Genomic DNA, 13021 nt, shown 5'->3' on the forward strand with positions numbered 1-13021 from the left:
ACTTTTATTTTTGATAAAGGTACGGCTTGAAAGCCCCAACTGACAAGCCTTTTCACTCATCCAATTCTATGACCCGCTAAATCAATTTTTGTTCACTCAATGGTTTGATAGTTTGGCTTAGTTAAATTGAGGTTGTGATTTATTAGTCAATAATGTAATAAATATTAAACGATCAAATTTAATTTTGAAGAAGGGAGAACAATAGGCAAAATGTAATTTGTTTTTTTGTTCATTTATACCGTTAAAATTACTGAAGTTGATAGTTGTTATAATAAGAAACCAACCACGCTGTAGGCTATTATATTTGCCAAGCCATGCGAAATCCAGCCAGGAATAATACTACCATTCCCAATTTTTTCATTCAGATAAACAGAAATATAGGATCCTATTGCAGGTAAAATAAAAATCAAAATTAAAAAAGGTATGTAAGTTGTGATAGCAGCCACCATAACAGCATGGATGAGTCCAAAGATAAAAGCTTGTATAAAGTTTCCTTTATTATAACCCATTAATGCGATAAGTCTTTTTGCAATAAATCCTCTAAAGAGTATTTCTTCAGCGAGAGCTGTTTTGAGCAAGGCAATTGCAAGTAGCATAATAACAGAACTTGCACTGAATCCCATAAGATGAAATTTGCCAGTAACGCTTTCGGGTGCAAGCATGAGTCCTTTGAAATCGGTACTTACTAGAACGAGAATAAGCAGCGGGGCAGCAAATAGTAAACAGGCAAGCGCTGCAAGATAATTTGCTTTTGCAGTAGATTTCTTTAAACCTATATAATTTAAAAAACCTTTTGCTGATTTATTTTTTATAATAAATACTAAAAACGGTATGAGCGTGAAAAGTAAAACCTGAAGTAGAGCTCCAATTAGTTCATTTTCCATGTTGTTTTGTTTTAATATTCTTGCAAGTGATGTATAAGTTCAAATTATTTTTAGATCTAAATACCTTGCACCTAATTTAATTATTCTTGGTGTAAAATAAGATATAAGTACCATTTATTCATTTCGCCTTCTTTTACAATTAAGTCAAAAATAAATTTACCCTCGACTGTACTTTCTATGTCTGACCCGCACTAAAACCTTTGATATCGCTGTTGCTTGTTTATTCATCTTTTAATTTCAATTCCATTATAGGTAAATACCGGTTTTTGATAGTGGTTTCAATCTGCCCGATTTTAATGAATTTAAATTTTTCATAAAATTTTTGTGTATTTGGCTCTGAATCAAGAATTATCTTTTGTGTGTCCGTCTTTTTTATTCTGTTAATAAAATCATTCATAAGGAGTGTTCCAAACCCTTTTCCAATAAATTCAGGAAGTACAAATAGATTGTCGAGTTTAACTATATTTTTATCTACATGGTTATAAGAGTAATAAGCAACAATAGTATTATCAACGACTAAATTAAATACATTATTAGTTTCAATATAGGTTCTTGTTATAGTTAATAAATCCGACCATATTTCTATTTGTTCGCTAGAATAACCCCAGTATGCTTTTGATTTTTTTGTTATAGTCGTTAAAATTTTATCATTGTCTATGTCGGATTTTAGTATTAACATATAATATTTATAACGTTTTGAGCCTAGGCGCTGTTACCAGACGTTTGTTTAGTCTACGTATGTTTCTTGAATAATAGTCTTGACTTTGTAAATTTCTTTGTCCGTGAGTGAATCAAATGATTTTACAATACGTTTTCTGTCGATTGTTCGAATTTGATCTAATACAACCCATCCTTTTGTCTTACCGTGTTTTACTTCAACTCTAGTTGGATAGGGTTTTGAATTACTTGTCATTGGAGCAACGACGATTGTCTGCAAATATTTATTCATTTCGTCAGGAGAGATAACAACGCAAGGGCGAGTCTTTTTCATTTCACTGCCAACTGTCGGGTCTAGATTAACCAAAACAATTTGATATTGCTTTATTACCATACTTCAAATGTGTCTTCGTTAAAAACATCGGTCATTAAAGGTTTGTCGTCACCGTTTTCATGCATTTTCTTAAAAGCTTTTTCCCAGCCTTTTCGCGAAGATGTCTTTGGTTTTAGGATAATGTAATCTTTTTCGAGAATCAATTCCATAGTGTCTCGAATGTGATATTTTTCAAGTACTGTTTTTGATAAACGAATTCCTTTAGAATTTCCGATTGATATTAATGAGATGTCCATGGCTATTATATGTAATTACAAAGTTATTACATTAATTTGAGATTTCCAAATTTAAGTCTGAGCGTTTTGTCTTTATAAATAACTGGTAACGGTTTGCAGCTACAAGAAGTTGGCGATTTCGAAGCACTAAACTGTCTGCCAGCACTGAATTTGATACGAAGCACAAAACTTCATTTAACCACTGAACCGCCAATTTCTTGAAGGTGCTGTTAGCAGTAGTTTTATTCATTTTTAATTCGAGTTGAGTGAAGCATTTCTAGTTTCCATCCATTCTCTGTTAAAATTGCCGTTGCGCTTTCTAACCAATTAGCTTTTCCAATGATTTTATTATCAGTTGAGAATGTCGCATAGTTTTGGTATGCAATCCATGCCGTTCGGTTTGCGATTTTAATTTCTATAATTTCAATTGTATTAATTCGTTTTGGATTCGGTTTCCGAAGTATGGCATTATCCAAATAATTTTTAATGGAATCGTTATTCCAAACTTCTCCGTTTTCCAAAAGCAGGAAGTCTTTAGTGTAGTATTTATCAATGTTTTTAGAATCTAAATTAGACCATATTTCGTCAAACGATTCAATTACTAAATTTTTAATACGTGTTTTGTCGGTTTCATTTGAAACTTGACCGAATGATATCGTTGTTAAAAACATCATTAAAATTATGGAGTTAAGTCTTTTCATTTTTGTCGTTTTTAAATTGCTGCTATCGGTTTCGGGCTTTGCGTTGGTGGGCTTTTGAAACCGTAAACTGTCTGCCAGCACCAACGTTTATTAATTGCTCAAATGTTTCTATTCGCACTGTCTGCCCACTAACGCAAAACCCGTGTTAGGCGTAGTTATTTCTGAATGTCTTTAAAAATTTCTAATAGGTCTATCGGGATAAACTCTTGTCTGTTTAGAGCGTTCATTAAGTTGTCATAATTAACTGCTTTTTGATATTTTAATTTAAATTGAGAAAACAAATCATGTCCTCGTCTATTTAGAAACCACTTCGGATAGAGCAGAGTCATGCCGTTTATAAATTGAACACTTACCTTTATTTTTTCGTCAGGCAATAGATTATTTAATGTTGGTTCAATTTCACTTAAAATATGGTCTGCAATTTTTTGTATTTCTGTTTGTCCCAATTCTAAAATTCTATGTTCATCACGATGTGAAAGGGTAATACTTGGCACAGAAATAGTAACATTCTCATGTAATAAGGATGAATAAATTAGGATTGGGTCGAGAAGATAATTTTCCAAACTATATCTTTTAATTACGTGTAGATTTTTAGTCGAAGTAACATTTTCCTTAACGTTTGTACCATTGTCATAATCCATTAAACCTTGAAAAATATCATCTGCACCTTCATTAATAAATTTTTCAACCCAACTTCTAACAACGGTACAGCCACCTGATGTACTTGCGGATTTATTCGAAGCAGCAATAAATATTATTGAAACATGTTCAATTAAAAGTTTTTTGTTTTTTAGAATAACAAAAACTTCATTATAAAATTTAGCATCATTCTTGTCCTCTACCAGTACATGTTTATCATTTGATTTTACGACAACGAGTCCATCTGTTAATAAACTAATACCATATTCTTTTGATTTAAGTGGTTTTATTTGAGGATTATTTTTTTCCATCTCAAACAAGGAATAGTCGGGAGCTAACGAAACTGTCGAAGGAGAGTGCGTTGTCATAATAACTCGCACTCCAAAATTCCTTACTAATGATTTTTCAATTACATCTATAAATTGTTTTACAGCAGAAGGGTGAAGGTGTGCATCAGGTTCGTCCAAAAGCATAAGTTTTGGGAGTCTTTTATCTTTGCTGGCGTTAAACATCCAGATGCTTAATGAGATTAAAACTTTTTCTCCTGAAGACAAATCGGAAAAATTTATTTTTAGCAAAGGATTCGTTATTCCAATAAGTTCGAAATGATAATCTCCAATATATGATTTGGGTTTATTTACTTCGTAAGGGAATCCCGCAATATGAAGCATATTGTTTATTATTTCCCAAGGAGAAAGTCCAATTGCTTTTTTAATGTCCTCATCGCTTTTTCCTGAATCACGTAATTCAGCATATTTACAATGGTATGTGAGGAAGGCTTCACTTAGTCCCTCGTGAATTTGAATCTTATTTATGTAATCAAAATAGTCAACGGGAAGGTTTTCTTGGATGTCATTTTTGGTAATCTCTGATTTGGGTTTGCCAATTCTTTGTTCAATAATTGATGATAGTTCAACATATTGTACATTATTGTTTTGTCCAGTGATTTGGGTGTGTATATGATTGATTATTTGGGTGAATTTTGAAGAATTAGTAGCAGCTAAATTCCCGAGTTGCCATATTGAAGGTATATATACTATATCTTTATTAGTGATTTTAATATCACTTTCTGTTTTGACGCCATGAAATGGGTCTGTAGCAATCCTTTGTGCATTATTTCTTTGGTCTTGAGTCGCACCAAAATGCCAATTCAATAACTCTAACAATTGAGTCTTGCCACTTCCATTTTTTCCGGTAATTACAACAAAGTCAGGAATGTCAGCCCAGCCCAAAGAATTTATTGATTTGTATTTTCCGCTTAATAATTCGAATTTCATTTCTGTCTTTTTATAATTACGCCTAACTACCCGCTAACCGCCATAAATTAGACAACAAACAATTAAAAGCAATTGTAAGTGGTTGTTGTCGGCTAATGATGATTTCATGGGTTTTAATTAAATACAAGATACTAATTGTATTATGAATTTAAAAGGGTTCAAATGATATTCGTGAAAGGGTGAAATGGAAGTTGTTGTTTAAGTAAAATAAAGAAATATTTATAATCCTAAATCTCGTAAACAAAAAATCCGTTCTAATTCAAGAACGGATTTTTGTTTTATAAAAGATCATGGTACTATTTCTTCTTCGTTGCTGCTTTGCGCGGTGCCGCCTTTTTACTCGCAGCTTTTTTTACCGTAGCTTTTTTGGTCGTTTTCTTTGCAACTAATTTTTTAACCACGGCTCCTTTTTTAGGAGTTGCTTTTTTTGTGGCTTTCTTCGCACTCGCTTTTTTAGCTGCACCCTTTTTACCTTTTTTATCAAAGGCTGTTGGATCCTGATCTATAATCATTTTCTTCACATCTTCAAAAGTCAAATCTTTTAAATCTTCTGGTGCAAATTTTTCTCCCGCTTCATTTTTAGGAAGCCTCAACATCGCTTTTCCAAAACGTATAAACGGACCCCAACGACCATTCTCCAAAGCAATTTTTTCTTCCGGCCATTGTTGAATAAAACGGTTCGCTTCTTTATCTAATTTTTTAGCTACCAATTCATCAATATCCGACTGAGATAAATTATCGAAATTATAAGCGCGGGGTACATTAATAAATAAATCGCCGTGTTTAATAAAAGGTCCAAATCGTCCTTTACCTTTAGTAATTGGCTTTCCGTGAGAGTGGGCGATAGGAGCATCTGCTTCCTCTTTCTCCTTGATCAATTCAATAGCACGATCCATATCCACTTTTAATGGATCTTCCAATCTTGGAATAGAAATATAACCCTCGCCGTATTTCACGTAAGGACCGAAGCGTCCAACACCAATAATCACTTCTTTTTCTTTATACATCCCTAAATTCATAGGGAGTTTAAATAGATCCAAAGCGTCTTCTAAAGTGATGGTTTCAATACTTTGTTCTTTTCTCAAACTCGCAAAACTTGCTTTTTCACCTGTTTCTTCATTAGTTTCACCAATTTGCGCTAGAGGACCAAAACGACCAATTCTAACGATTATGGGTTTGCCGCTCTTCGGATCTTTTCCTAATAAACGTTCACCACTTGCGCGTTCACTGTTCTCACTGGTATTTTCAACGGTTTTGTGAAAAGGTCTGTAAAATTCTTCCAACATATCCGTCCACTTAATTTTACCTTCTGCAATCTCGTCAAACTCTTCTTCAACACGCGCTGTAAAATTAAAATCTAAAATGTTAGGAAAGTATTGAATCAAGAAGTCATTTACAACGGCGCCAATATCGGTTGGAAATAATTTATTTTTTTCTGCGCCTGTATTTTCTGTTTTAGTTTCTTTTGAAATTTTTGTTCCTTCAAAACTAAAGAATGTATAATTACGTGGATTTCCTTCACGATCTGTTTTCTCAACGTAGTTACGCTTTTGAACCGTACTAATGGTCGGCGCGTAAGTACTCGGACGACCAATACCGAGTTCTTCTAATTTTTTTACAAGACTTGCTTCTGTGTAACGCGCTGGGTGATGTGTAAAACGTTCAGTAGCTGTAATTTCTCTTAGCTGCAATTTCTCACCAGTTGTCATTGGTGGTAAGATGGAAGAATTTTCATCGTCTTCGTTTTCATCTTCATCATCTTTACCTTCCATGTATACTTTTAGGAAACCATCGAACTTCAACACTTCACCTTGCGCCACAAATTGTTCTGTGGTAGTGCTAATTCCAACTTTTACGGTTGTCTTTTCAAGTTCCGCATCCGCCATTTGACTGGCTATTGTACGTTTCCAAATCAAATCATACAAACGTTGTTCGTTACGTTCTCCACTAATTTCACCAACTGAAATGTAAGTCGGACGAATAGCCTCGTGCGCTTCTTGCGCGCCTTTACTCTTAGTTTTAAATTGGCGCGGGTTATGATAATTTGCTCCGTAGTTACTAGTGATAGCGTCCTTAGCCTGACCCATCGCGGTTTCCGAAAGGTTTACCGAATCGGTACGCATGTAGGTAATTTTACCGGCTTCATATAATCGTTGTGCTACAACCATGGTTTGCGAAACACTGAATCCTAATTTACGTGACGCTTCTTGTTGTAATGTAGAAGTCGTGAAAGGTGCGCTAGGCGTGCGTTTTGCCGGTTTTGTTTCAATGCTGTTGATTGCATAAATAGCACCTTTACATTTTTCTAAAAAGGCAGTAGCTTCTGCTTCTGTTTTAAAACGGTTATCTAATTCTGCTTTTAAAACAGCTTTGTTTCCTACAACAAATAATGCGGCAACTTTAAATGCGGATACAGATTGAAAATTGGTAATCTCACGTTCACGCTCAACAATCAAGCGCACTGCAACTGATTGCACACGCCCTGCGGATAAACTCGGACGAATTTTTTTCCATAAAATTGGAGAAAGTTCAAAACCCACCAAACGGTCTAAAATACGACGTGCTTGTTGCGCGTTCACTAAATTAATATCGATTTCACGCGGGTTTGCAATAGCTTTTTGAATAGCAGGCTTGGTGATTTCATGAAAAACAATACGCTTTGTTTTACTTTTTTCAAGACCTAATGTTTCGAATAAATGCCAGCTAATAGCCTCTCCCTCACGGTCCTCATCGGATGCGAGCCAAACCATATCAGCTCCCTTGCTTAATTTCTTAAGTTCTGCAATTACCCGTTCTTTATCGGGTTGCACTTCGTAAGTAGGTGTGAAATTTTTCTCCAAATCAATACCAAAACCTTTCTTTACTAGGTCTCTCACGTGTCCAAAACTCGACTTCACAATATAATCTTTCCCTAAAAACCCTTCAATTGTTTTGGCTTTTGCAGGGGACTCAACTATTACTAAATTTTTGCTCATACCTTATATATATGTATCAATTTTTTGGGATTATGCCCAAAGGCTTATTTTAAAATTGGCAAAGAAAAAAAATAATTCAGTTAAAATGCAAGTAAAAGTTTTTTTTATGTAACAATTTGCAAGATTTTACGCTTAAAAAAGTTAAAAATATGTCAATTTGTCACTTATTTAGTATTTTTGCCCCCACTTAATGAATTCAGAAACTAAAATTATCGACGAAAAACTTCAAGGAACACCTTTTATGGTAGATTCTAAAAATTCAACCAATAAAAAGCTCTTTTTAGAAAGTTATGGATGCCAAATGAATTTTGCAGATAGCGAAATTGTGGCTTCTATATTAATGGATAAAGGTTATAGCACCACAGACAAATTTGAAGACGCGGATGTTATTTTTTTAAATACCTGTGCTATTCGTGAAAACGCTGAATTGCGCGTGCGTAACCGCTTAAACGATTTTAAAAAGGCAAAAAAAAATAACCCAAAATTATTGGTGGGTGTTTTAGGTTGCATGGCCGAACGGTTAAAATCACAATTTTTGGAGCAAGAAAAATTGGTGGATATTGTTGTTGGACCCGATGCCTACAGAGATTTGCCAGGTTTAATAGAAGAGGCGGAAGATGGCCACAAAGCTATTAACGTGATTTTAAGTAAGGAAGAAACTTATGCTGATCTTACTCCTGTACGCCTTGGAAGCAATGGCGTAAATGCTTACATCAGCATTATGCGCGGTTGTGATAATATGTGCAGTTTCTGTGTCGTGCCATTTACAAGAGGACGCGAGCGTAGCCGAGACCCTGAAAGTATTGTTGCAGAAGCAAAAGATTTGTTTGAAAAAGGATACCGTGAGGTAACTTTATTAGGACAGAATGTAGACAGTTATTTATATACTGGAGGCGGACTAAAAAAAGAAACATTAACAGAGGAACAAAAAGCAAGTGCTGTGAGTTTCGCACAGTTGCTGGAGCGTGTGGCTTTGATTGATCCATTATTGCGTGTGCGTTATTCTACTTCGCATCCAAAAGATATGACGGATGATGTGTTGGAGATGGTGGCGAAGTATCACAATATTTGTAATTATATTCATTTACCGGTGCAGAGTGGAAGCAGTCGTATTTTAGAAATGATGAACCGTGGTTACACGCGTGAGTGGTATCTTGAGCGCATGGCGGCTATCAATCGCATTATTCCTGGTTGTGGAATTAGTACAGATATTATTACTGGGTTTTGTTCAGAGACCGAAGAAGATCATCAGCAAACTATCAGCCTAATGAAGAGCATTCAGTTTGATTATGCCTATATGTTTTCTTACAGCGAACGTCCTAAAACCCTTGCAGAACGTAAGTATCCAGATGATGTTACTGCAGAAGTGAAAAGTCGCCGTTTAGCAGAGATCGTAGAATTACAAAGAACAAATAGCGGAATAAAAACTGCATTAGGGCTTGGAAAAGTTCACGAAGTATTGGTAGAAGGCTTTTCAAAAAAATCAGATGATATGTTGATGGGAAGAAATCCACAGAATACCGTCGTTGTTTTTCCAAAAGGAAATTATAAAAAAGGAGATTACGTGAATGTGATGGTAACGAAGTGTACAACCAGCACACTTATTGGTGAAGCGGTTTGACACTAATTTCACGGATTACACGAATAGATCAGTTTAGTGATAATTAGTGCAATTCGTGTCTTAAAAAGAAACGGGAAATGAACACACAAGATTTAAAACAAAAATTCGGAATTATAGGAAACAATGTTCTTTTAGAACGCGCGGTAGATATTGCACGCCAGGTAGCACCTACCGATTTGAACGTTGTTATTAATGGTGAAAGTGGAACTGGTAAAGAAGTTTTTCCACAAATAATTCATCAGAACAGTGCGCGCAAACATGGTCCTTATATTGCTGTTAACTGTGGAGCTATACCGGAAGGAACAATAGACAGCGAATTATTCGGTCACGAAAAAGGTGCATTTACAGGAGCTACCGAGGCACGAAAAGGATATTTTGAAGTTGCCAATGGTGGTACAATTTTTTTAGATGAAGTAGGGGAGTTGCCATTAGCAACGCAAGCACGTTTGTTGAGAGTTCTTGAAAGTGGCGAATACATTAAAGTTGGAAGTAGTAAGGTTCAAAAAACAGATGTTCGCGTTGTTGCTGCTACAAACATAAATTTTTATCAAGCTTTAGAAAAAGAAAAATTCAGAGCAGATTTATATTACCGTTTAAATACGGTGCCAATTTATCTGCCGCCATTGCGTGAAAGAAAAGACGACATTCATCTGTTGTTTCGGAAATTCGCAAATGATTTTGCTGCAAAATACAGCATGCCCGTGTTAAGATTGGCACCAGATGCTGAGCAAGTTCTCGTAAATTATTATTGGCCTGGAAATATCCGTCAACTAAAAAATATTGCTGAACAAGTTTCTATTATTGAAAAAAGCAGAGAAATTAATGCGGACACACTTTTAAAATATTTACCGCAATACAATTCAAACAATGTTCCGAGTCTTTTAAAAGCAGATAGCAGTCATTCTGGTTTTGAAAACGATCGTGAAATTATTTTTAAAGTGTTGCGCGATACCAGAGCAGAAATAAATGAATTAAAAAAAATTGTTTTTGATCTAATGTCTGGAGATTCAGAGAAAGTACACACGCTTAGCAATGAAAGCCGACAAATTTTAAACCGAGGTTACGATAATAACGATAGCAATGGAAACACTGGCTTAACCATTCACAAATCAATAGGATCTCCGAATAACGTTCAGCAGCAGGTAATTGAAGTGGAAGAAACTTTGTCATTACAAGATAAAGAAATCGATATGATTAAAAAGGCCTTACGTAAACACAAAGGAAAACGTAAAAACGCTGCAAAGGAATTAGGGATAAGTGAAAGAACACTCTACAGAAAAATAAACGAATATACGATTGAGGAATAGTTCTGTTTGAATAAAGATGCTTAAACGAAATTCTGAAATTAAATTTCATACAAACACTAAAAAATTAATGATCCCGAAAATTCTAAAATACGCCTCAATTTTATTTGTTGGCGTTTTAAGTTTCTGTAAACCTCATATATCGTTAAGCGGAGCTTCTATTCCGGTTGAAGCAAAAACAATTAGTGTGGGTTTTTTTACAAACAATACCAGTTTGGGTGCACCCAGTTTATCGCAACGCTTTACGGAAAAAATGAGGGATGTTGTTTCGCAGCAAACAAGTTTGGCTTTAATGCCAAAGGACGGAGATTTGAGCTTTGAAGGGTATATAGCCGATTACGCTGTAACCCCTGTGGCTATTCAAAGTAACGACCAAGCGAGTCTCAACCGTCTTACCATTACAGTTAAAGTGGTTTATTTTAATAAATTTGATGCGACTAAAAATTTCGAACAAAACTTTACCCGTTTTGCAGATTATAAAAGTACTGAGAACATTTCGGCGAAAGAACCAGAGCTTGTTCAAGAAATATACAGACAACTAACAGAAGATATTTTTAATAAAGCATTTAATAATTGGTAAAATGCAAGCTGCGGATCTAATAAAATATATTAATAACCCTAAACTGCTTGATAAAGCAAGTGTTCCGCAGTTACAAAAGCTGGTTAATGATTTCCCGTATTTTCAGTCGGCTCATATTTTATTAAGTATGGCGTCTAAGAAATGGGATGCTTCTGTTTACCAACAAAGCCTCAAAAAGACTGCCATAGTTGCTACCAATCGCGCTCATTTATTTCGACTTATTCATCAAATAGAAAATGAAGTAGAAGAGGTCGTTGAAGAACCTTTAGTTAAAGAATCTCCAAAACTGCAACATCAAAAGGAAGATGTTAAACAAGAGTTAGATATTTTGAGAGCAGCTGAAGTATCTACAGAATCAGAAGATGTAAAACCAGAAACAAAACAACTTGAAAATATTACCAAAGTCAAACCGGTTTTAGATGCGGAACAAATTCTTGAAAGAGAAATTGGAAATGAAGTTGTGAATTCTTTTGTAGAAAAGGAAATTTTAAAAACAAACGAATTAAATAAACCTAAGGTAAAAGAAGAAGAACCGGAGAATTTTGGGGATTGGCTTTCGTATTTAAAAAAGAATAACGGTCAAACCTATGAGGAAATTACCGAGCAGGTTGAGCAGGAAATAGCAAAACAGGAATCTGCGAAAAAGGAACAACCTGTTGCAGAAAATAAAGAAGAGCAAGCTGAGAAGGTGGAGGCTGAATCGAGAAAACTAAAGAATAGAGCCATTATTGATAAAATCATTGAGACAAGTCCGGGCTTAATTCGTCAAAAAGAAGAACAGCAACGGTTTTATGCCCCAGATATCAAGGCAAAAGAAAGTTTATTAGAAAACGAACATTTAGTTACAGAAACCCTGGCAAAAATATACGCTTTGCAAGGTAGTATCAACAAGGCCATTCGTGCTTACGAGATTTTAAGCATTAAATACCCGCAAAAACGGGCTTATTTTGATGGCTTGATTCAAAAACTCAAAACAAACGGGTAGTTTAGCTTCAATTTTTAACATAGAGAAACTGAGGGACAGAGGGGCACTGAGAGGAAACTAGCGTAAATTACACATAAACGAGTGTTGCCTGAATGCTACCTTCCTCGATTCTCGCGCCAGGGATGGAGCGGCCTGTTTGAGCTCCTTCTTGTTTGTCCCGGAGGGCAGACAAGAAGAGCGAAGGGCAAAAGTTCAGTGAACTTTTGAGTCTGGTTGTGCGTTAGCGACAGCCCGCCTGGGCGCCCTCATAAAAAAGCAAAAACCACTTTTAGGAGCGTGATTAAATAATTTAAAAAGTTTGAAATTTGAAGAAAAAAGACTTACTTTGCACCTCTTATTTAAAAATTAAAATAACTTATAAAAATAAAAACATGTTTTTCTCATTTCTAACAATTCTGGTGTGTATTTTACTTGTTCTGGTAATCCTTATTCAAAACTCAAAAGGTGGCGGAATTCAAAGTCAATTTGGTGCTGCAACTCAAATTATGGGTGTAAAAAAAGGAACTGAATTTATTGAAAAAGCAACTTGGGGATTAGCAATTACCTTAATTGTGTTAAGTGTATTAATGTCGCCACAAGGTACTGTAGTAGATACAAACTCTGAAGATGCAGGATCTGTTGCAAAAAGAAAAGCACAGTCAGCTGTTGCAATTCCAGCTCAACAACAACCTGCTCAACAAGCTCCTCAAGCACAACCAATGCCTGAGCAAGCTCCACCACAACAATAAATCATTTTTTATATATTTAGAAACCATCCGTATTTGGATGGTTTTTTTGTTTTTATACCTT

General features: G+C 35.2%; 12 protein-coding genes. 5 read left to right on the forward strand and 7 right to left on the reverse strand.

All coding sequences use genetic code 11. The annotated features are described in order from the left end of the window. Nucleotides 1-266 precede the first annotated feature (266 nt). The 7 genes from P2086_RS12210 to topA form a co-directional block, all read right to left on the reverse strand. Nucleotides 267-884, reverse strand: coding sequence for a CPBP family intramembrane glutamic endopeptidase (locus tag P2086_RS12210; RefSeq protein ID WP_317897021.1), 618 nt, complete (start codon nucleotides 882-884; stop codon nucleotides 267-269). A 220-nt stretch (nucleotides 885-1104) separates the two neighbouring features. Beyond that, the gene (locus tag P2086_RS12215; protein ID WP_317897022.1) at nucleotides 1105-1563 is read right to left on the reverse strand and encodes a GNAT family N-acetyltransferase; all 459 of its coding nucleotides are present in this window, start codon (nucleotides 1561-1563) and stop codon (nucleotides 1105-1107) included. A gap of 48 nt (nucleotides 1564-1611) precedes the next feature. Further along, on the reverse strand, nucleotides 1612-1875 hold the full coding sequence (locus tag P2086_RS12220; RefSeq protein WP_396127413.1) for a type II toxin-antitoxin system PemK/MazF family toxin: 264 nt from the start codon (nucleotides 1873-1875) through the stop codon (nucleotides 1612-1614). Between the two features lie 53 nt (nucleotides 1876-1928). Beyond that, complete coding sequence (locus tag P2086_RS12225; protein WP_317897024.1) at nucleotides 1929-2171, reverse strand: AbrB/MazE/SpoVT family DNA-binding domain-containing protein; 243 nt, start codon at nucleotides 2169-2171, stop codon at nucleotides 1929-1931. A 221-nt stretch (nucleotides 2172-2392) separates the two neighbouring features. Beyond that, entirely contained in the window at nucleotides 2393-2851 is a 459-nt protein-coding gene (locus P2086_RS12230; RefSeq protein ID WP_317897025.1) for a hypothetical protein, read from the reverse strand. Between the two features lie 155 nt (nucleotides 2852-3006). Continuing rightward, nucleotides 3007-4767, reverse strand: coding sequence for an ATP-dependent nuclease (locus tag P2086_RS12235; protein WP_317897026.1), 1761 nt, complete (start codon nucleotides 4765-4767; stop codon nucleotides 3007-3009). A gap of 296 nt (nucleotides 4768-5063) precedes the next feature. Next, the gene (gene topA, locus P2086_RS12240) at nucleotides 5064-7742 is read right to left on the reverse strand and encodes a type I DNA topoisomerase (RefSeq protein WP_317897027.1); all 2679 of its coding nucleotides are present in this window, start codon (nucleotides 7740-7742) and stop codon (nucleotides 5064-5066) included. Nucleotides 7743-7932: 190 nt separating this feature from the next. Between topA and miaB the strand changes: the two genes are divergently transcribed. The 5 genes from miaB to secG all read left to right on the forward strand — a co-directional run bounded on the left by miaB (nucleotide 7933) and on the right by secG (nucleotide 12960). Further along, a complete protein-coding gene (gene miaB, locus P2086_RS12245) occupies nucleotides 7933-9363 on the forward strand; it encodes a tRNA (N6-isopentenyl adenosine(37)-C2)-methylthiotransferase MiaB (protein ID WP_317897028.1) in 1431 nt (476 codons plus the stop codon). Between the two features lie 77 nt (nucleotides 9364-9440). Then, entirely contained in the window at nucleotides 9441-10670 is a 1230-nt protein-coding gene (locus tag P2086_RS12250) for a sigma-54 interaction domain-containing protein (protein WP_317897029.1), read from the forward strand. A 67-nt stretch (nucleotides 10671-10737) separates the two neighbouring features. Further along, a complete protein-coding gene (gene lptE / locus P2086_RS12255; RefSeq protein WP_317897030.1) occupies nucleotides 10738-11247 on the forward strand; it encodes an LPS assembly lipoprotein LptE in 510 nt (169 codons plus the stop codon). A 1-nt stretch (nucleotide 11248) separates the two neighbouring features. Beyond that, nucleotides 11249-12232 (forward strand): DUF8458 domain-containing protein, encoded by a 984-nt coding sequence (locus tag P2086_RS12260; protein ID WP_317897031.1) that lies wholly within the window; start codon nucleotides 11249-11251, stop codon nucleotides 12230-12232. Between the two features lie 305 nt (nucleotides 12233-12537). Continuing rightward, the gene (gene secG, locus P2086_RS12265; RefSeq protein ID WP_317897032.1) at nucleotides 12538-12960 is read left to right on the forward strand and encodes a preprotein translocase subunit SecG; all 423 of its coding nucleotides are present in this window, start codon (nucleotides 12538-12540) and stop codon (nucleotides 12958-12960) included. The last annotated feature ends 61 nt before the right edge of the window (nucleotides 12961-13021 follow it).

This window comes from Aurantibacillus circumpalustris (assembly GCF_029625215.1).
In the GTDB taxonomy this organism is placed as follows: Bacteria; Bacteroidota; Bacteroidia; order B-17B0; family Aurantibacillaceae; genus Aurantibacillus; species Aurantibacillus circumpalustris.

Bases quoted from the DNA above. Each gene is read 5' to 3' on its own strand.
- miaB (WP_317897028.1), top strand. From the start codon at position 7,933: ATGAATTCAGAAACTAAAATTATCGACGAAAAACTTCAAGGAACACCT.
- P2086_RS12215 (WP_317897022.1), bottom strand. From the start codon at position 1,563: ATGTTAATACTAAAATCCGACATAGACAATGATAAAATTTTAACGACT.
- P2086_RS12260 (WP_317897031.1), top strand. From the start codon at position 11,249: ATGCAAGCTGCGGATCTAATAAAATATATTAATAACCCTAAACTGCTT.
- P2086_RS12220 (WP_396127413.1), bottom strand. From the start codon at position 1,875: ATGAAAAAGACTCGCCCTTGCGTTGTTATCTCTCCTGACGAAATGAAT.
- topA (WP_317897027.1), bottom strand. From the start codon at position 7,742: ATGAGCAAAAATTTAGTAATAGTTGAGTCCCCTGCAAAAGCCAAAACA.
- lptE (WP_317897030.1), top strand. From the start codon at position 10,738: ATGATCCCGAAAATTCTAAAATACGCCTCAATTTTATTTGTTGGCGTT.
- P2086_RS12230 (WP_317897025.1), bottom strand. From the start codon at position 2,851: ATGAAAAGACTTAACTCCATAATTTTAATGATGTTTTTAACAACGATA.
- P2086_RS12250 (WP_317897029.1), top strand. From the start codon at position 9,441: ATGAACACACAAGATTTAAAACAAAAATTCGGAATTATAGGAAACAAT.
- P2086_RS12225 (WP_317897024.1), bottom strand. From the start codon at position 2,171: ATGGACATCTCATTAATATCAATCGGAAATTCTAAAGGAATTCGTTTA.
- P2086_RS12210 (WP_317897021.1), bottom strand. From the start codon at position 884: ATGGAAAATGAACTAATTGGAGCTCTACTTCAGGTTTTACTTTTCACG.
- P2086_RS12235 (WP_317897026.1), bottom strand. From the start codon at position 4,767: ATGAAATTCGAATTATTAAGCGGAAAATACAAATCAATAAATTCTTTG.